This window comes from Massiliimicrobium timonense (assembly GCF_002160865.1).
GTDB lineage: Bacteria > Bacillota_I > Bacilli_A > Erysipelotrichales > Coprobacillaceae > Allocoprobacillus.
Map to the genome: position 1 here is coordinate 37,212 of NZ_NFLJ01000008.1, position 17,810 is coordinate 55,021.

Annotated in this window: 17 protein-coding genes and 1 other annotated feature; all 17 genes read right to left on the reverse strand. The window is 31.7% G+C overall.

Annotated features, from left to right (window positions below):
- Positions 1–8 precede the first annotated feature (8 nt).
- Complete coding sequence (gene radC / locus B5E75_RS03880) at positions 9–689, reverse strand: RadC family protein (protein WP_087357477.1); 681 nt, start codon at positions 687–689, stop codon at positions 9–11.
- Complete coding sequence (locus B5E75_RS03885) at positions 686–1,042, reverse strand: hypothetical protein (protein WP_087357478.1); 357 nt, start codon at positions 1,040–1,042, stop codon at positions 686–688. The genes radC and B5E75_RS03885 overlap by 4 nt, the downstream gene beginning before the upstream one ends.
- Before the next feature lie 68 nt (positions 1,043–1,110).
- Positions 1,111–1,275: a hypothetical protein gene (locus B5E75_RS14705; RefSeq protein WP_164483534.1), complete on the reverse strand. Its 165-nt coding sequence runs from the start codon at positions 1,273–1,275 to the stop codon at positions 1,111–1,113.
- A gap of 105 nt (positions 1,276–1,380) precedes the next feature.
- Positions 1,381–4,002 carry a valine--tRNA ligase gene (locus B5E75_RS03890; protein WP_087357479.1) on the reverse strand — a complete coding sequence of 874 codons (2,622 nt, stop codon included), beginning with the start codon at positions 4,000–4,002 and terminating at the stop codon, positions 1,381–1,383.
- Positions 3,974–4,660: a DMP19 family protein gene (locus B5E75_RS03895; RefSeq protein ID WP_087357480.1), complete on the reverse strand. Its 687-nt coding sequence runs from the start codon at positions 4,658–4,660 to the stop codon at positions 3,974–3,976. The genes B5E75_RS03890 and B5E75_RS03895 overlap by 29 nt, the downstream gene beginning before the upstream one ends.
- Before the next feature lie 32 nt (positions 4,661–4,692).
- Positions 4,693–4,897 (reverse strand) — a binding site (T-box leader).
- A gap of 58 nt (positions 4,898–4,955) precedes the next feature.
- On the reverse strand, positions 4,956–5,861 hold the full coding sequence (locus B5E75_RS03900; protein WP_087357481.1) for a hypothetical protein: 906 nt from the start codon (positions 5,859–5,861) through the stop codon (positions 4,956–4,958).
- Positions 5,858–6,532 (reverse strand): LysM peptidoglycan-binding domain-containing protein, encoded by a 675-nt coding sequence (locus tag B5E75_RS03905; protein WP_087357482.1) that lies wholly within the window; start codon positions 6,530–6,532, stop codon positions 5,858–5,860. The genes B5E75_RS03900 and B5E75_RS03905 overlap by 4 nt, the downstream gene beginning before the upstream one ends.
- Positions 6,533–6,611: 79 nt before the next feature.
- The gene (locus tag B5E75_RS03910) at positions 6,612–6,920 is read right to left on the reverse strand and encodes a PTS sugar transporter subunit IIB (protein ID WP_087357483.1); all 309 of its coding nucleotides are present in this window, start codon (positions 6,918–6,920) and stop codon (positions 6,612–6,614) included.
- A gap of 96 nt (positions 6,921–7,016) precedes the next feature.
- Positions 7,017–7,622, reverse strand: coding sequence for a ribosome biogenesis GTP-binding protein YihA/YsxC (gene yihA / locus B5E75_RS03915; protein WP_087357484.1), 606 nt, complete (start codon positions 7,620–7,622; stop codon positions 7,017–7,019).
- A 42-nt stretch (positions 7,623–7,664) separates the two neighbouring features.
- A complete protein-coding gene (lon, locus tag B5E75_RS03920) occupies positions 7,665–9,992 on the reverse strand; it encodes an endopeptidase La (protein ID WP_087357485.1) in 2,328 nt (775 codons plus the stop codon).
- Positions 9,993–10,086: 94 nt separating this feature from the next.
- Positions 10,087–11,367 (reverse strand): trigger factor, encoded by a 1,281-nt coding sequence (gene tig / locus B5E75_RS03925; RefSeq protein ID WP_087357486.1) that lies wholly within the window; start codon positions 11,365–11,367, stop codon positions 10,087–10,089.
- A gap of 65 nt (positions 11,368–11,432) precedes the next feature.
- Positions 11,433–12,356 carry a DUF3196 family protein gene (locus tag B5E75_RS03930; protein WP_087357487.1) on the reverse strand — a complete coding sequence of 308 codons (924 nt, stop codon included), beginning with the start codon at positions 12,354–12,356 and terminating at the stop codon, positions 11,433–11,435.
- A 130-nt stretch (positions 12,357–12,486) separates the two neighbouring features.
- Positions 12,487–13,605, reverse strand: a complete 1,119-nt coding sequence (locus tag B5E75_RS03935) for a 6-phosphofructokinase (RefSeq protein ID WP_087357488.1) — start codon at positions 13,603–13,605, stop codon at positions 12,487–12,489.
- Positions 13,606–13,719: 114 nt separating this feature from the next.
- A complete protein-coding gene (locus B5E75_RS03940) occupies positions 13,720–14,274 on the reverse strand; it encodes a Maf family protein (RefSeq protein WP_087357489.1) in 555 nt (184 codons plus the stop codon).
- Positions 14,267–16,405 (reverse strand): polyribonucleotide nucleotidyltransferase, encoded by a 2,139-nt coding sequence (gene pnp, locus B5E75_RS03945; protein ID WP_087357490.1) that lies wholly within the window; start codon positions 16,403–16,405, stop codon positions 14,267–14,269. Before pnp ends, B5E75_RS03940 begins: the two co-directional genes overlap by 8 nt.
- Before the next feature lie 114 nt (positions 16,406–16,519).
- Positions 16,520–16,786, reverse strand: coding sequence for a 30S ribosomal protein S15 (gene rpsO / locus B5E75_RS03950; protein ID WP_087245886.1), 267 nt, complete (start codon positions 16,784–16,786; stop codon positions 16,520–16,522).
- 127 nt (positions 16,787–16,913) lie between these two features.
- Complete coding sequence (locus B5E75_RS03955) at positions 16,914–17,774, reverse strand: DMT family transporter (RefSeq protein WP_087357491.1); 861 nt, start codon at positions 17,772–17,774, stop codon at positions 16,914–16,916.
- Positions 17,775–17,810 lie beyond the last annotated feature (36 nt).

Consider the following 17,810-nt stretch of genomic DNA (forward strand, 5'->3'; position numbering starts at 1 on the left):
TTTTCACATCATTCATGATAAAAAAACAACTGTTTAGCTTGTATACTATAAAACTGATTCCAGCCAACAATAATATGATCCATCACTTCAATTGCCATCATTTCTCCAAGTTTTTGAAACTGACTGGTTAATAAAACATCTTCTTCACTAGGCAATGCATCCCCACTAGGATGATTATGAATCAAGACAATTTTGGCACTATTGACAGCTATTGCTTCTTTAAAAACTTCTCTAGGTGTGACAACACTCATATTTAATGAACCAATAAAAATAGTTTTTTCTTTAATCACTTTATTTTTATTATCTAAGCATAACAACAAAAAATGTTCCTGTTTTAAAAACATTAGCTGATTATGCACTCTTTCAAAAATATCCAAAGGATTCAAAAGAGATTTTTCCATTGTAGAAACATCTTTTAATCTCTTAGCAATTTCTATAATACTTAATATTTCAATCGCTTTTGCCTGTTTAATTCCCTTTAAAGCTGTTAAATCGGCATAGGTCACATTACTCAATTGAGCAAAGCCACCAATTTGTTTTAAAAGACGTTGTGAAAGCTGAATAACTGATTCACTTTTATGTCCGGTCCTTAAAATCAATGCCAATAATTCTACATTACTCAAATTTTCTATACCATAAGTTAACGCTTTTTCTCTCGGATTTTCTTCTAATGGTAAAGTTTTGATCATGACACATCACCTTGAGATAAATTATCTAAAAGCATTTGAGTTGTCATAGATGAAGGAACTGTATAAGTTTTCATAATTCCTTTTACTTGTGCGGCATGTTTTTCAATGTCTTCTTTTTGTTCACTAATCATAGATAAAACATAATATTGATCATTTTTCATATAAGTATAGCCTTTAATACCCATGTCTTTGAGTTCTTTTAATTTTTGATCTTTATTGTCTGCTTCTTTATAAATCCCTACTTGATAGGCATATAATGTTTTTTGCCCTAAAGAACATCCATATGTAAAGACCAGCATAAAAGCCAATGAGCAAATCAAAGCCATGATAACAACTTTCCATTCAAACTTCATTTTCATCACCCCTTCTATTATATGCTTTCATGCATAAAAATATGAAAGGCTTAAAGCCTTTCATATCATCAATCACGCCATTCAATACTGATGAGTCTTGGTATTGAAATTCTTCCCTTTTTAGATTTAATGATCTTATAGGCTGCAGCTCCTAAAATTAAATAAAGTAAAGCTGTCGCAATAAGACTTCCTCCTTGAATTTCACATTGTTGCTGTAATGTTAACTCTTTCATGTTGACCCTTCCTTTCATCAGTAGCTCCCTATTATTTATATATACATTTTTTTCGCATTTTTCTTCTTAAAAATGAAAAAAAGTGAAATTTTTTTCAATTTCACTTTACATTTGATTTAATTTATCTTTCATTGTATTAAATTTTGATTGATAATCAGCCAGTTTCTGTTTTTCCTGTTCAACTTTTTGAGCAGGTGCCTTAGAAACAAAGTTAGGATTAGAAAGCATGGATTCACAACGCTTGATTTCATTTTCAAGCTTTTTAATTTCATCTTCCATTTTTTTCTTTTCAGCTTCTAAATCAATATAATCACCTAGTTCAATAATCAATGCATTTCCACCTTTAATCATTTCTGTTGCTACATTTGAAGATGTTTCAACATTATATCCAAAACAACGTGCATGACATAACTTATAAATATATGGAGAAAGATTTTCCAATAAATTTTCAAGCTGGTTATCCTGTGTTTGAATTGAATAAGCAATTTCAATAGCATTTTTTATAACATATTGGGCTCTTAAATTTCTAATCCCTTTAATAATATCAATCAAATAAACAAACTGATCTTGAATTATTTCATTATTGAAATCCGGATTAACTGTTGGCCATTTTGCAATACAGATAGATGGCTGTAAATGAGGAATTGATAAATAAATTTCTTCTGTTACAAAAGGCATGAATGGATGTAATAATCTAACTATTGCGTTTAATACATAAACCAGTGTATTTTGGGTTGCTTTCTTTTCTATTTCATCATCACTGTTTAAATGAACTTTTGATAATTCAATATACCATGAACAAAAATCATCCCAGATAAAGTTATACAATTCACTACCAACATTAACAAATTCAAACTTATCCATATTCTCATCAACTGAAGTAATGACTTCGTTTAAACGATTTAAAATCCATTGATCAGCCAAATTCAAATGGTCAAAAGATAAATTCTGATAAGACATATCATCATCAATATTCATTAAAACAAATCGAGCACTATTCCATATTTTATTGATGAAATTCCATGCCGCATCTAGTTTTTCTGGAATATATCTTAAATCCATACCCGGTGCAGAATTAGTTGTTAAAAAGAAACGTAAAGTATCCGCTCCATATTGATCAATAACATCCATTGGGTCAACACCATTACCTAAAGATTTAGACATCTTTCTACCCTGTTCATCACGAATCAAACCATGAATCAAAACATTTTGAAATGGTCTTTGTCCTGTAAATTCTAATGACTGGAAAATCATTCGAGAAACCCAGAAAAAGATGATATCATAACCTGTTACCAATGTATCTGTTGGAAAATAACGTTGATAAAGTTCACTTTCTGTATTTGGCCATCCCATTGTTGAAAAAGGCCATAATGCACTTGAAAACCATGTATCAAGCACATCTTCATCCTGTTTCCAGTTTTCAATGTCTTGTGGTGGCTCTTTTCCTACATAAATTTCTCCTGTTTCTTTATGATACCATGCAGGAATTTGATGTCCCCACCATAATTGACGTGAAATACACCAGTCTTCAATATTTTCCATCCATTGTTTAAAAGTCTTTTCAAAACGTGGTGGCACGAATGAAACTTTAGAATCTTTCATCTGATTTTCTAAGGCTGCATTCGCTAATGGTTTCATTTTGACAAACCATTGCTTAGATAAATAAGGTTCTACAATAGCATGACTTCTTTCAGAATGCCCTACTTGATGCATATGTTTTTCAATATGATCAACGACACCTCTTGATTCAAAATCGTGAACTAGAGCTTCACGACATTCAAAACGATCCATTCCCTGATAAGGTCCACATAATTCATTCATTGTGCCATCATCATTCATACATTTAGGCATTGCTAATTGATATTTTTTAGCAAGAGCAAAGTCATTAGGATCATGCGCAGGTGTACATTTCATAACAGCTGTTCCAAAGCTCATATCAATATAACTATCTGCCATAATTGGTAAGGCTTCACCATTAGCCGGGTTAATAGCATGTTTTCCAACCAGATGCTGATATCTTGTATCATCAGGATGAACAAAGATAGCCTGATCGGCAAACATTGTTTCTGGACGTGTTGTTGCGATAACTAGATTTTCACCTGTTTCCACAACTTCGTAATTGAAATAATACATATGTCCTTCAATTTCTTTATGAATAACTTCAATATTAGATAAAGCCGTGCGTTGTACTGGATCCCAGTTAATAATACGTTCTCCTTGATAAATATAACCTTTTTTATAAAGTGTTACAAAAACAGTTTTGACTGCTTCACTTAATCCTTCATCTAATGTGAAACGTTCTTTTGTGTAATCAAGAGAAAGACCTAATTTTTCCCATTGACTACGAATAATAGAAGCATATTCTTCTTTCCAAGACCATGCTTTTTCTAGAAATTTTTCACGTCCTAAATCATAACGAGAAATTCCGTCTTCTCTTAGACGTGCTTCCACTTTAGCCTGTGTTGCAATCCCCGCATGATCCATTCCCGGTAACCACAAAGCATCATAGCCTTGCATTCTTTTATAACGAATAATCATGTCTTGTAAAGTTGTATCCCAAGCATGTCCCAAGTGAAGTTTTCCTGTTACATTTGGTGGTGGAATAACAATACTATATGGTTTTTTAGAAGTGTCTCCAGCTTCAAAATAGTGATGATCTAACCATGTGCGATATTTCCCTTCTTCAACAGCTTTATGATCATATTTCGTCGCTAATTCTTTCTTCATTATTTTCAACTCCCTCTTTCAAATCTTCTTCTGGTATTTCATAATCATAGAAATCTTCCTTATGATCTAAAACATATTGCGTTAATTTTTCATTGACATTTGTTGTGCTGACAAGAGTAATAAACTCATTGGTAAAGTCAGTAAAATTATAGCGTGAATAATCTCCCATTTCTGGATCATCTTCATCATCATCTTCGTCATTTTCAATAATTTCAGCAAAACGTCTTGCTGCTTTCATTAAATCAGCCAATTCATGTGCTCCAATTTTTTCAAATATATCTACGATCATTGGCACAAATGGTTGACTGGCAGGACTTAAAAAGAAACTATGTAATGATGCATTACGACCTTCTAAAGATGTTGTAATCATATAAATGCCATAAACTGTTTTTTCACTTTCGTTCATTTGTTCAAAATAATGTTCAAAATCATCATTTTCTTTTCTCATACAATGAAACAAAGCAGCTGCTGTCACATCTTCTCTAGGACATACATCTAAGACACCCGGTCTTAAATATGAATATTTTTCTTTCTTTTCCTCATATTCCAGTAATGCTTTTTGACGTTGTGCCTTTCCTTCATTAATTCTTTTCATAAAGAAATAACCTAAAAAAATCAAAGCCGCAATAAATAATCCCCATATAATATAATTTGCCATTTTTCTCCTCCTTCAATAAAAAAGAACATTCGTATAAGGACGAATGTTCGTGGTACCACCTTAATTTATATACTGATCGTATACCTCAAAACTTTAACGCAGTTCTACGTGTTTACCTACTCCTCTTTCAGAAAACAGACTCAAAGGCTACCTTCCATTTCTTCTTCTATCTCTTTCCACCACCCAGAGATTCTCTATCAGAATACAAAATGTACTCCTCCTCATCAACGTCTACTATATTCTAACAAACCTCATTATGAAAGTCAATTATAACTGTGTAATAAAATGATGAACATTATAACTGTGTAATAAAATGATGAACAGAATCTAAATAATATAATAAACGTGACAATTTAATGATATTATCAATCTCATCATGTTCAAATTGAATAATAGGTACAATATTCATTAAACAACAAAGCAAAAGTTTTTCTTCTTTTCTTAGTTCAAATTTTTTTAAATAAGATTGACTTAAACAATCTAAATCAAAAAGAATATCTGGTATTTTTTGATACATATCAAATATATCGTAAATAGGTAAATCCATTTCCATATAATCCAATGAAATCAAACATTTATGTTTTAGTGAAATATGCTGATAATCAAAATTTTTATAAGTCAGACATATACGAATAGAATGACATTCTTGAATACATTTCATATACTGCGATAGATATTGCTTTGCCAAAGCTAAAGCATCATATATACGATAATAATTCATAACCAGCATCCATTGACTTGGTGAACGGTAGACTTCATTTTCATAGCTTTCTATCATTTTTTCATAATATTGAAAACGTTCATTGATGACCTTTAAGACATCCTTTTCAAGAGTGTGAAAATATTGCTGATTCACTTTCATATCATAAAAACTATGTTCATGTAAATAAGCTAATGTTTCAAAATAAAATTGAATCTTCATTTCCTTAAGATGTTGTGATCCGCTTTCAATAAAAGGCATTAAATAAAGATATTGATGCTGATAAATAGTTAAATATTCATGATGAAGATTAGGTATAATATGAACAAAACATGATAAATTTAATGTTTCCACTAAATCATACATGTTTTGTAAAGATTTTTGAGATGTGATTTTCACTACAAAATAACCTTCATGACACTTCAGTTTAAAAACATGGCTGCTTAACTTAATTTCACCAATCACATGAAAATCATAATTTTTTAAAATAACATCTTTCATATCACATAAGGTATAATCACAATCGTTCCTGACGTCAAAGAACGTTCATGATTATAAGATTTTAAAGCATATTCATCTATTTGATAATGTCTGGCGATTGTTTCATAACTATCACCATCTTGAACAACATAAAAATAATATGTTCCCAGATCTTCCTCCAGATCATCGTTTTCTTCTAAAACAGGTACTTCTTTTGGTTTTTCTGAAATGACTGAGTCATTGACAGCTGATTCCTGCTTATCTATAACATCTACAATTTTTTCTTCTTCTCTCAATAACTTTTCAATTTCTTCTGCTGAATCCATATCATGATCTTGTTCAACGGTATCAACAACACGATCTTCATCATCAAGAACTCCATAGACACAAGCTTGAATCACGAGTGATAAATTTCCATCAACCAAGTGATAATCAAAATCCTCAACTTTCACATGAAAATCTCTCTTATCAGTAATTTTCTCAAATAAAGCAAAAATATCTAAATCTATCGTTTCATGAAACTGATGTTTTTCCTGTTTATCTTTATATTCACCATTAATCATGATACTGCCAATCGCACGCATCCCATCTGTTTCCATTTTATAACGTATAGATTCATCAACAGATATAGAAATCAACTCATTTAATTGATGATTTAAATCAACCTTTTTCTTAAAATAAATTTTCTGCATACAATCCCTCCTAACAAACTGTATGCTTTTATTGAAAGAATATGAACATTCTTTCAATAAAAAAAGTAGACTTTAACATCTACTTCTTCGTTTGAATAAGTTCTAATGCCTGTTTTAAAACAGATTTTCCATTCATCATTCCATAATCTTTCATATCTATATGAGCAACAGGTACACCCGGTGCTTCAGCTTCAATCTTACGTTGAGCATAACGAACTTGTGGCCCTAATAAAATAATATCTGCTTTTGCAGCATTGGCTTTCACTTCATTTGCTCCAACAGCCCATATATCAGCTTCAATACCTTGTTCTGATGCCGCTTTAATCATTTTCTCTACAAGCAAGCTTGTTGACATACCAGAAGCACAGCATAACATAATATGTATCATTTTCTTCCCCTCCTCGTAATTATTATACATAAATTATTTTCATTTGTTAAGAGTTGGTTTGACTTAAGTCGTCAAAGCTTTCTTCATTTATCATATTTATTTTATTTCATCATGATTATCACAAAGCTTAAAAATATCCTGCCATAATTCATCAATACCCACTTTATTCAAACTAGAGAAACGAACAAACATATCTCCTTTTTGAAAATCTAAAGTTTCTTTGATACGTTTTTCATTTTTCTTTAAATCATTGCGTTTTAACTTATCTTCTTTTGTAGCAACAACGATGACTGGTATTTGATAATATTTAGCATATTGATACATTTGAATATCATCACGTGTTGGTTTATGACGATAGTCAACAATTAAAATCAAACCTCTTAATAATTCTCGATCTCTCAAATACGTATCAATCATATCAGCAAAGCTTTCTTTAATAGCATCACTTACCTTTGCATAACCATAACCAGGCACATCTACAAGACAAACTTCATCATTAATGTTAAAAAAGTTTAATGTTCGTGTTTTTCCGGGTGTTCCCGATACTTTGGCCAGTTTTTGATGATTTGTGAGTGTATTAATCAAACTTGATTTTCCTACATTACTACGCCCAGCCAGACATATTTCAGGTAAATCATGATCAGGCCACTGTGATTTCCATGCGGCACAAAGCAAAAACTGTGCTTTATTCACTTTATACATAGTTTTCTCCTTTCAAAAAAAGCCACTGATAAATCAGCAGCTTTATTGTTTCACTAAAGCATTTTCCAAAACAGTATCAATATTATCTGCTAATATAATATTTAAATCATTTTGAACAGATTGAGGAATATCATCAATATCTTTTTCATTATCTTTAGGAATGATAATTGTACGAATACCACTGCGATGTGCAGAAATAGATTTTTCCTTCAAACCGCCTATAGGAAGGACTTGACCTCTCAATGTAATTTCGCCCGTCATAGCAACATCATCTCGAACTGGACGATTACTGAAAGCCGATAAAATTGCAGTTGTTAATGTGACACCAGCACTTGGCCCATCTTTTTTCACTGCCCCTTCTGGAACATGAATATGAATATCCTGTTTATCAAATTCAATATTTTCTAATCCATATTTTTGTGAATTAGCTTTCATATAATCTAAGGCAATAGATGCTGATTCTTTCATCACATCACCTAATTGACCGGTAATAATAAATTTCCCACTACCTGCAAAGTGATTGACTTCAATCGGTAAAATATCTCCACCATATTGTGTATATGCCATTCCAGTCACTACACCAACTTGAGGTTTATCTAATTTTTTAGTATGTTCAAATGGAGCTTTACCAAGATATTCTTCTAAATCTTCAACATTTAAAGACAATACTAAAGACTGATCTTTCAGTATTTTCAAAACAGCTTTACGACAGATTTTGGCAATCAGTCTTTCTAACTGTCTAACTCCCGCTTCACGTGTATAATGACGAATCACATACATCATTGCTTCATCACTTACTTGTAATTGTTCTGGTTTTAAACCATGAACAGCAAGTTCTTTTTTCAATAAATGTCTTTTCGCAATTTCTAATTTTTCCTGTTCTGTATAAGAAGAAATTTCAATAATTTCTAATCTATCTCTTAATGGATCTGGAATGCTTCCCAAATCGTTCGCTGTCGCAATAAATAATACTTTTGATAAATCATAAGGTTCTTCTAAATAGTTATCAGAGAAAAACTGATTTTGTTCTGGATCAAGAACTTCCAGCATTGCACTTGTCGGATCACCCTTATAATCACTAGACATCTTATCTATTTCATCTAACAGGAAGACAGGATTAATAACACCTGCTTTTTTCATACCTTGAATAATTCTTCCTGGCATAGAGCCTAAATAAGTTCTACGATGTCCTCTAATTTCAGCTTCATCTCTTACACCACCTAAAGAAGCCTTTACAAATTTTCTTCCTAAAGCTCTGGCAATAGATTTAGAAATAGAAGTTTTACCAACACCTGGTGGACCAACTAAACAAATAATTGGCGCATTTAAAGACTGTGTCATTTGTTTAACAGCTAAATGTTCAACAATTCTTTCTTTTGGTTTTTCTAATCCAAAATGATCTTCATTAAGAATTCTTTCAACTTCATTGATATCCTGTGTATCTTCAGTTTCCTGATACCAAGGTGTTTTCATCACCCAATCAATATAAGTTCTGACAACATTTGCTTCTGAAGAAGCAGGTGGCATCATATCATAACGTTTTAATTCTTCTTCAATCTTATCTTTAATATGTTGAGGATAAGGTTGATTTTGAATTTCTTCACGAATATAATCCGTATCATCTTCTTTACTTGGCGTATCCCCAAGTTCTTCTTTAATCGCACGAAGTTTTTCTCTTAAATAATATTCTCTTTGATTTTCATCAATACTTTCTTTGACCTTGATATTAATTTTTTCTTCGATTTCGTTAATTGTTTTTTCTTCTTCCATACTGGCAAGAACCAACAATAAACGTTTATTAATATCACATTCAGATAAAATTTGTTGTTTTGTCTTTAATTCAACATTAATATATTGTCCAATCGTATCAGCCAATGCACTGGCACTCATCCCTTGAGATAAGCTGGCAAAGACTTCACGTGGAAAAACTTGAAGATTTTTATGCATTGTCTGCATTTGATCAGTAATTTTTCTAACCAAAGCAATTTCTTCAGCACGATCTCCATGAATATCTTCAAGATATTTTGTTTTCGCAAAAAGACAACCATCTCTTTCTTCAAGATTTAAGATTTCAACTCTTTTTTGACCTTCAACAGTCAATTTAATTGTTCCATGATTATCTCTTTTAATTCTTCTTTTAATCTTACATAATGTTCCATAATGATAAACATGATCAAAATCTGTATTTTCATCAAGTGGATTTTTTTGAGAAATAAATACAACATTTTCATCAAATTCATTCACACTTAATTCAATTGCTTTCAGACTAAAACTTCTTCCTACATCTAAAGAAATTTCATGAGATGGAAAAACAACCATCCCTCTGGTACAAATGACGGGTAAATCAACAACAATATCTAATTCATCCATAATTCATGACCTCCTTTGTATCTTCATTATTATATAGAATAATGAGTCACTTGTCTATTCATATGTCTTAATAAAACAAGACGCTTGAAGCGTCTTATTTTACATTATCTTTAATCAATTGAACAGCTTTACGAGTTGCTAAATCATTTTTAATTTGTCCCAACTGTCCTTCAAAAAGTTTTTTCACTTCATCGAATTCTCTACCATAATAAGTAGCAATTTCTTTTACTTCTTCATCAACTTCATCATCACTGACTTCGATATTTTCTGCTTTAACGATTTCAGATAAAATTAAATTAAATTTTACACGCTTTTCAGCTTGTTCTCTCATTTCAGCTTTCATATCATCAAGTGTTTTTCCAGTTAACTGTTGGAATAAATCCATTGTTAAACCTTGTTGAGATAAATTTTGTTCAACTTCTCTTAACATCAAATCAATTTCAGATTCAATCATTGCATCAGGAACTTCAAGTGGTGTATTTTCAATCACAGCATTGAAAATATCATCACTGAATTTAGCTTCAGCTTCATTTTGTTTTCTATTTTTGATTTGTTCTTTTGTATAAGTTTCAAGATCAGCCAATGTTTCAACACCATCAACATTAACATCTTTTGCTAATTCATCATCAATTTCTGGTAAAACTTTAGATTTAATTTCATGAACTTTCACTTTAAAAGTTGCTTTTTGTCCTGCTAAATCAGCCATTTGGTAATTTTCTGGGAAAGTCACTTCGATTTCTTTTTCTTCACCAATTCCCATTCCAATTAATTGTTCTTCAAACCCTGGAATGAAAGACCCTGAACCAATTTCCAGTGGATGATTTTCACCTTTTCCACCTTCAAAAGCCACACCATCTTTAAATCCTTCAAAATCGATTACAGCAGTATCACCGTTTTCTACTTGACCTTCTTCTTTAATCACTAATTCAGCAAATTGATTTTGATAATTTTTTAATTCAGCTTCAATTTCTTTCTTTGTGACTTTCACTTGAGTCTTTTTCACTTCTAACCCTTTATACTGACCTAATTTCACTTCTGGTGCAACTGGTGCAGTAACTGTTAATTTAAGTACTTCTTCTGAGATTTCATCAATTTTAACTTCAGGTTGCCCTACTGGATGAATATCATTATCCAATAAAATACCTGAATAATTTTGTTGTAAAATCATATCAGTTGCTTCTTCTAAAATAGCTCCTTTACCAAGTCTGGCTTTAATCATTTGTTTAGGTACATGCCCTTTTCTAAAACCATCCATTTTGACATTTTTAGCTAATTTGTCTAAAGCTTTCTCTTGTGCTTTTTTCCATTCTTCAGTTGTGAAAGTCACTTTGACTTCCATCATTGATTTTTCAAGTTTATTACAAACTGTTTCCATTTATACTTCCTCCATTATTTCAACACGCTTATTATACATGAAACAATCTTATAATGCAACTCTTTTTAACACTCAACTTGCTTGAGTGCTAAAATTTGTTCTTCGATTGCTTCTAAATCACAATAATATAAAATTTCTAATTCTGACAAGTCAACATCTATTGAAAGCAATGTCGCAACATAATAATGTATAGCAGCTGCCCAGACATTGAAATCCATCTCATCGATTTCCTGTGGATAAAATGAATACAATAGATATTCCAGATATTCTTGACATTGTTCAAAAAGTGATGGGTTTTCACTTTCCAAAGCATTTTCTAAATATTTCAAAATGCCTTGATAGGCAAGTTGTTCTAAAACCAGTGGCATATAACTAGGATTGAAAGAATAGTATTGCCCAAACTTCTCTACTTCCATTTCTTCATCAACCTGTTGATCAATCATGATTTCAATCAACAATGTTTTTGCAAAGAAATGTTTATGAGGGTCAATAAGATATTCTCTTATCGTTGGAATCAGCATACGTACATTTAATTGCTGTAACTGATCAATCGCCATATATAACAAATCTTCATTGCAATCTTTTTTATTTAATAACTGTTCAATTTCTTCCACCGAAAAGATTTGATTTTGACTTTCTACTTCATATCTTGCTTCTTTCTTTTCTAATAGAATTTCATCATAAGCCGTATTAAATAAATTTTCATACTGATAAGGAATATAAGGCATAGATAATTCTTCAATTAAAAGATCAATTGCTTCTTCATAACATCCTAATTCCTTTAATGCCATGATATACATTGATACCACATCATAATAAGTTTCTTTTGCTAAGGATTTTGCATGGATACCTTCCACTCTGGCTTTCTCATATTCACCAAGTCCAATAAGGCATACAAGTCTTAAATATCTTGTTGTTTCATCATTCATATCATGAAGATGTTTTAAGGCTTGAAGATATTCACCGTTTTCAATTAATTCTTCAATCATTTTGTTCACCCCTTTTGACTTGTACGTGATATTCTATCAAAGTTCTTGTATTTAAGCAAATCATTTTTATATGTTTTGCTTTATTTTCTTTAAAAAACTGTTATACATCAACATGCATAACAGTTTTCTTTTATTCATCTCCAAAGCAAACACCAATTGCTTTAGCAGCACGAACCAATTCACCATTTGGATCAACACGTTTTTGTTTACCAAATTTAGCATCACCAATAACTTCCTCTAAAGACGTATAATCCATTTGTTCCCCATGAAGTGTGACGACATTGCCAAATAATCCCTCATCAATCAATTCACAGGCTTTTACACCAAAGCGAATAGACAGAATTCTATCATATGGACTAATATCTCCACCACGAATAATATGTCCTGGATTTACAGAACGAACTTCATGATTAGGAATCACTTTTTCCAAATCATCAGCAACTTTTGCTGCTAAACCACTATAACGAACTGGATCAGGTGAATCTTCTACAATTTTACCAATGACTTTTGTACCATCTGCATATTTAGCACCTTCAGCTACAGCAATAACTGTATATGGTAACCCTTGTTCATCACGTTTTGCGATATGTTTTGCAATGTTTTCAATTGTAAAAGGAATTTCAGGAATCAAACATACTCCAGCATTTCCAGCCAATCCAGAATATAAGGCAATCCATCCAGCATCTCTACCCATTAATTCACAACAAATCACACGATGATGTGATTTCGCTGTTGTCTGTAAACGATCAATGAATTCTGTTCCAACACTCATAGCACTAATGAAACCATAAGTTAAATCTGTACTTGATAAATCATTATCCATTGTTTTAGGAACTCCAATCACTTGAACACCTTTTCTTGAAAAATCTCTGGCACTCGTTAAAGTTCCATCTCCTCCTAAAACAACAAGCACATCAACACCGGCTTTTTTCAAGTTCTCAACACCGACATCACTCACATCTTTTTTTACTTTTCCACCTTTTCCATCATCAACTAAATAATCAAAAAGGTTGTCTTTGTTAGAACTATAAAGAATTGTTCCCCCTTCTTTATAAATGCTTTCTACTTTTTCTTCTGTTAATTCAATATAATTATTGTTATATAAACCACGATATCCATAAACATAACCAATAACTTCCCAACCATATTTACGAATAGCTGTCTTTGTAATTGTTCTAATCACAGCATTTAATCCTGGACAGTCACCACCACCAGAAAGCAATGCAATTCTTTTTACTTTCTTTTCCATATCAATATCCTCCACATTTATTTTCCATTCTCCATTATAATAAAAATCAACACAGAAAACAACAAAAAATGAATACGTTTACAATTTTTTTCATAAAAACAAAAGATAGAAATGCTATTTTTGATGTAAACATTCCATAACTTTTGTTACAGGCAGGCCAATCACATTATCTAAATCACCAACAATATGATCAACAAAACAATCTGCCTTACCTTGAATCCCATAGGCACCAGCTTTGCCAACCCACTCCTTTGAAGCAAGATAATCGGGAATCAATGAGCTGATATCACGAAAATAAACTTCTGTTTTTTCACAAAATGTTTTTATATCATGTCCAATGTAAATGGCGACAGCTGTATAAACAAGATGTTTTTGATGAGAAAGACGTTCTAAAATATGTCTAGCCATCCTTTCATCTTGAGCTTTTCCAATAACTTCATCTTCAAAATAAACAATAGTATCTGCCCCAATGACAATATCATCGGGATATTTTTGATGAATAGGAAATGCTTTTCTTTGTGCTAAATCACAAAGTCTTTTTTCAATAGGTAATGATTCATTAAGTGTTTCATCAACAAAAGAAGCATCGACTAAAAAGTCAATGCCTTCTCTTTCTAGCAATTCCTTTCTACGGGGAGAAGTACTTGCTAAAATAATTTTTTTAGTCATGTTCTTTATCTTTCTTTTCTTCTTTATGAATTGGTTTAGGCAATAATGCTTTTCTTGAAACATTAACACCCTTATCTGTAATCTTTGTGACTTTTACCTTAATGATATCCCCTAATTTTAAAACATCTGAAGCCTTATGAATACGTTCATGAGCAATATCACCCACATGTAAGAATCCATTTGTTCCTTCAAATAATTCTACAAATGCATACTTATCTTCTACACGTACAACTTTTCCATCATAAATTTCACCCACTTGAGCTTTTCTCACAATGTTTTCAATCAGTTTTGCAGCAGTTTCAATAGCTTCTTGGTCATAATGGTAAATAGTAACACGACCATCTTGTTCAATATCAATTTTGACATCATTTGATTTTTCAATAATTTCATTAATTGTTTTTCCACCAGTTCCAATAACATCTTTAATTTGATCTGGTTCAATCTTCATCATATAAACTTTTGGAGCATAAGGACTCAAATGATCTCTTGGTTCATTGATAGCTGACATCATACAATCCATAATTTGTTGACGTCCTGCTTTTGCTTGTGCTAAAGCTTCCTGTAAAATTTCTTTAGTAATTCCATCAATTTTGATATCCATCTGCAAAGCACAGATTCCATTTTTTGTTCCAGCAACTTTAAAATCCATATCTCCCAGATGATCTTCCATACCTTGAATATCAGTTAAAATTGTATAATCATCACCTTTTTTTACAAGTCCCATAGCGACACCGCTGACAGGATTGCTGATAGGTACCCCAGCTGCCATCAATGCCATCGAAGATGCACAAATAGAAGCCTGTGATGATGAACCATTAGATTCCAGTACTTCTGAAACAACACGGATAGTATATGGGAATTCTTCTTCATTAGGAATGACTTGAGCTAAAGCTCTTTCACCTAAAGCTCCATGACCAATTTCACGACGACCCGGCGCTCCCATTCTTCCTGTTTCTCCAACCGAATATGGTGGGAAATTATAGTGGTGCATGAAACGTTTTTGATCTTCTAGTCCTAATCCATCAATTTTTTGATGTTCTCCTAAAGCCCCTAATGTACAAACAGATAATACCTGTGTTTCTCCACGAGTAAATAAAGCTGAACCATGTACTCTAGGCAACAAATCTACTTGAGCATCTAAAGGACGCACTTCATCAATACGTCTACCATCTGGACGTACTTTATCTTCTGTAATCAATCTTCTGACTTCATCTTTTTCTAAATCATGTAAAACAATTTTGACTTGTTTTAAAACAGATTCCTGTTCTTTTAAATCAGCATATTCTCTAGCCTCAAATAAAGCAACAACTTCTTCATTAATCGTATCAATCGCTGCATATCTTTCCAGTTTACCAGGAATAGACACAGCAGAAATCATTCTTTCTTTAGCAAGAGCTGTCACTTCATCAACAATATTTTGATCTAACTCAAATAATGGAATTTCTATTTTTTCTTTTCCATATAAAGTTACAATTTCTTCTTCAAAAGCAATCAATTGTTTAATAGCTTCATGTCCAAACATCAAAGCATTTAACATCGTTTCTTCATCCACTTCTTTAGCATCTGCTTCAACCATGTTAATGGCTTCTTTTGTTCCAGCAACTTCAAGATTGATTAAACTTCTTTCCATTTCTTCAGGACCTGCATTAATTGTAAATTCACCATCAATCAATCCCACATTAACTCCTGCAATTGGTCCATTAAATGGAATATCTGATAAACATAATGCCAGTGACGCTCCTAACATTGCTGCCATTTCTGGTGATGCATTCTGATCAACAGACAACACTGTATTCACAACTTGAACTTCATTTCTAAAACCATCAGCAAATAAAGGTCTGATAGGTCTATCAATCATACGTGCTGTTAAAGTTCCATGTTCACTAGGACGACCCTCTCTTTTTAAGAAACCTCCCGGAATCTTACCAACAGAATATAATTTTTCTTCATATGTAACTGTCAAAGGAAAAAAGTCAACATCTTTAGGTTCTTTTCCCGCAACAGCAGTAGATAAAATCACTGTATCATCGTATCTCACTAAAACCGAACCATTAGCCTGTTTAGCCAGTTCCCCTGTTTCAACAGTGATTTTTTTTCCATAAAAATCTAAACTCATTACATGTTTCGACATATTATCATTTCACCTCATTCATTATCTTTGTCATTATAGCATATTTTTATTTAATAACAAAACATTTCTTCATGATATTTATTCAAAAAGAAAAGATATTCACTATGAATATCCTTATCTTCTTAAACCTAATTTGTCAACTAATGCAGTATATCTGTCAAGATCTTTATTTTTTAAATATTTTAATAAATCCCTTCTTCTACCGATTTTCTTTAAAAGACCTCTATTTGAATGATAGTCTTTTTTATGAACTTTAAAATGTTCATTTAATTTGTTAATATCAGCAGTTAATACAGCAATTTGTACTTCTGGAGAACCTGTATCTCCTTCTTTTGTTGCATATTCTTTCATAATAGCAGTTTTTTCTTCTTTAGTTAACATTTGTTTTCCTCCTTATTTTGTACTTAGCCATGTCCAAGAAATAGGTCGAGGACTCTTACATCCTAGATATAGCCGCATTTGTAATTATAAAGAAAGCTTAGAAAAAGTCAAGATATTTTCATAAAAATCATTCTTTATCCTTATTTTGCTGTTTTGTTATGATCAAAGCCAAAATCAACAACAAAAAACTTACAAAATGAATAAAATCAAAAGACTCCTGTAAAAAAACAAGTGATTCCAAATACGTAAAAATAGGATTCAAACTGAGAAAGAAACTCGTCTGTACTGCCCCAATTTGAGCTATTGCTTTCATATATGTCACTTGTATATAAGCAAAACCTACACCTGATATCATTAAAAATAATCCCCATTGCCATAATGGCAATGTCAACAAACGATCAAATGCCAATTGTCCATCCACCCAGCTATGTATCCATAAAAAAAGTGAACCATATAACAATTCATAAAAAGTAAAACTTATACTAGGTTCAATATGCCACTTCTGGATTAAAATATTTCCTAAAATATACAATGTCATTCCTGCCAGTAAATAATAAAAACCACTTTGTATTGAAAAAATTTGAAAACGAATAGACAAGAGAAAAGCAAAGAGTGATAAAAACATACCCATCCACTCTTTTAATGAAAGATGGTATTTCAAAAAAAGCAAAGAGAGAAGAAAAGTAATCGTTGGTGACAAAGCATTCATTAATGCATTATCAATACCTTTCACTTGATTCATTCCTATAAATGTTAAAAAGAAATTGAGATATATGGACAAAAGTGAAATGATTAACATTTTCTTTTTATCAAAATTATTTAAAGAAATGTGATGAAAATAAAGATAGATACCTAAAAAAACAAAAGAAAAAAGAACACGGAGAAAGGCTAAAAAAAGAAAAGGAAGATGATGAAGTAATAATTTCATAACAATGATATTACTACCCCAAAAGAAACTGGCAAGAAACAACTGAAAATAAATGGACATACAATTCACCCCATATAGTATGTCCATTCTTTACGC

Excerpts from the sequence above, each read along its gene's own strand:
- radC (WP_087357477.1), bottom strand. The coding sequence starts at position 689 with ATGATCAAAACTTTACCATTAGAAGAAAATCCGAGAGAAAAAGCGTTA.
- B5E75_RS03885 (WP_087357478.1), bottom strand. The coding sequence starts at position 1,042 with ATGAAGTTTGAATGGAAAGTTGTTATCATGGCTTTGATTTGCTCATTG.
- B5E75_RS14705 (WP_164483534.1), bottom strand. The coding sequence starts at position 1,275 with ATGAAAGAGTTAACATTACAGCAACAATGTGAAATTCAAGGAGGAAGT.
- B5E75_RS03890 (WP_087357479.1), bottom strand. The coding sequence starts at position 4,002 with ATGAAGAAAGAATTAGCGACGAAATATGATCATAAAGCTGTTGAAGAA.
- B5E75_RS03895 (WP_087357480.1), bottom strand. The coding sequence starts at position 4,660 with ATGGCAAATTATATTATATGGGGATTATTTATTGCGGCTTTGATTTTT.
- B5E75_RS03900 (WP_087357481.1), bottom strand. The coding sequence starts at position 5,861 with ATGAAAGATGTTATTTTAAAAAATTATGATTTTCATGTGATTGGTGAA.
- B5E75_RS03905 (WP_087357482.1), bottom strand. The coding sequence starts at position 6,532 with ATGCAGAAAATTTATTTTAAGAAAAAGGTTGATTTAAATCATCAATTA.
- B5E75_RS03910 (WP_087357483.1), bottom strand. The coding sequence starts at position 6,920 with ATGATACATATTATGTTATGCTGTGCTTCTGGTATGTCAACAAGCTTG.
- yihA (WP_087357484.1), bottom strand. The coding sequence starts at position 7,622 with ATGTATAAAGTGAATAAAGCACAGTTTTTGCTTTGTGCCGCATGGAAA.
- lon (WP_087357485.1), bottom strand. The coding sequence starts at position 9,992 with ATGGATGAATTAGATATTGTTGTTGATTTACCCGTCATTTGTACCAGA.
- tig (WP_087357486.1), bottom strand. The coding sequence starts at position 11,367 with ATGGAAACAGTTTGTAATAAACTTGAAAAATCAATGATGGAAGTCAAA.
- B5E75_RS03930 (WP_087357487.1), bottom strand. The coding sequence starts at position 12,356 with ATGATTGAAGAATTAATTGAAAACGGTGAATATCTTCAAGCCTTAAAA.
- B5E75_RS03935 (WP_087357488.1), bottom strand. The coding sequence starts at position 13,605 with ATGGAAAAGAAAGTAAAAAGAATTGCATTGCTTTCTGGTGGTGGTGAC.
- B5E75_RS03940 (WP_087357489.1), bottom strand. The coding sequence starts at position 14,274 with ATGACTAAAAAAATTATTTTAGCAAGTACTTCTCCCCGTAGAAAGGAA.
- pnp (WP_087357490.1), bottom strand. The coding sequence starts at position 16,405 with ATGTCGAAACATGTAATGAGTTTAGATTTTTATGGAAAAAAAATCACT.
- rpsO (WP_087245886.1), bottom strand. The coding sequence starts at position 16,786 with ATGTTAACTAAAGAAGAAAAAACTGCTATTATGAAAGAATATGCAACA.
- B5E75_RS03955 (WP_087357491.1), bottom strand. The coding sequence starts at position 17,774 with ATGTCCATTTATTTTCAGTTGTTTCTTGCCAGTTTCTTTTGGGGTAGT.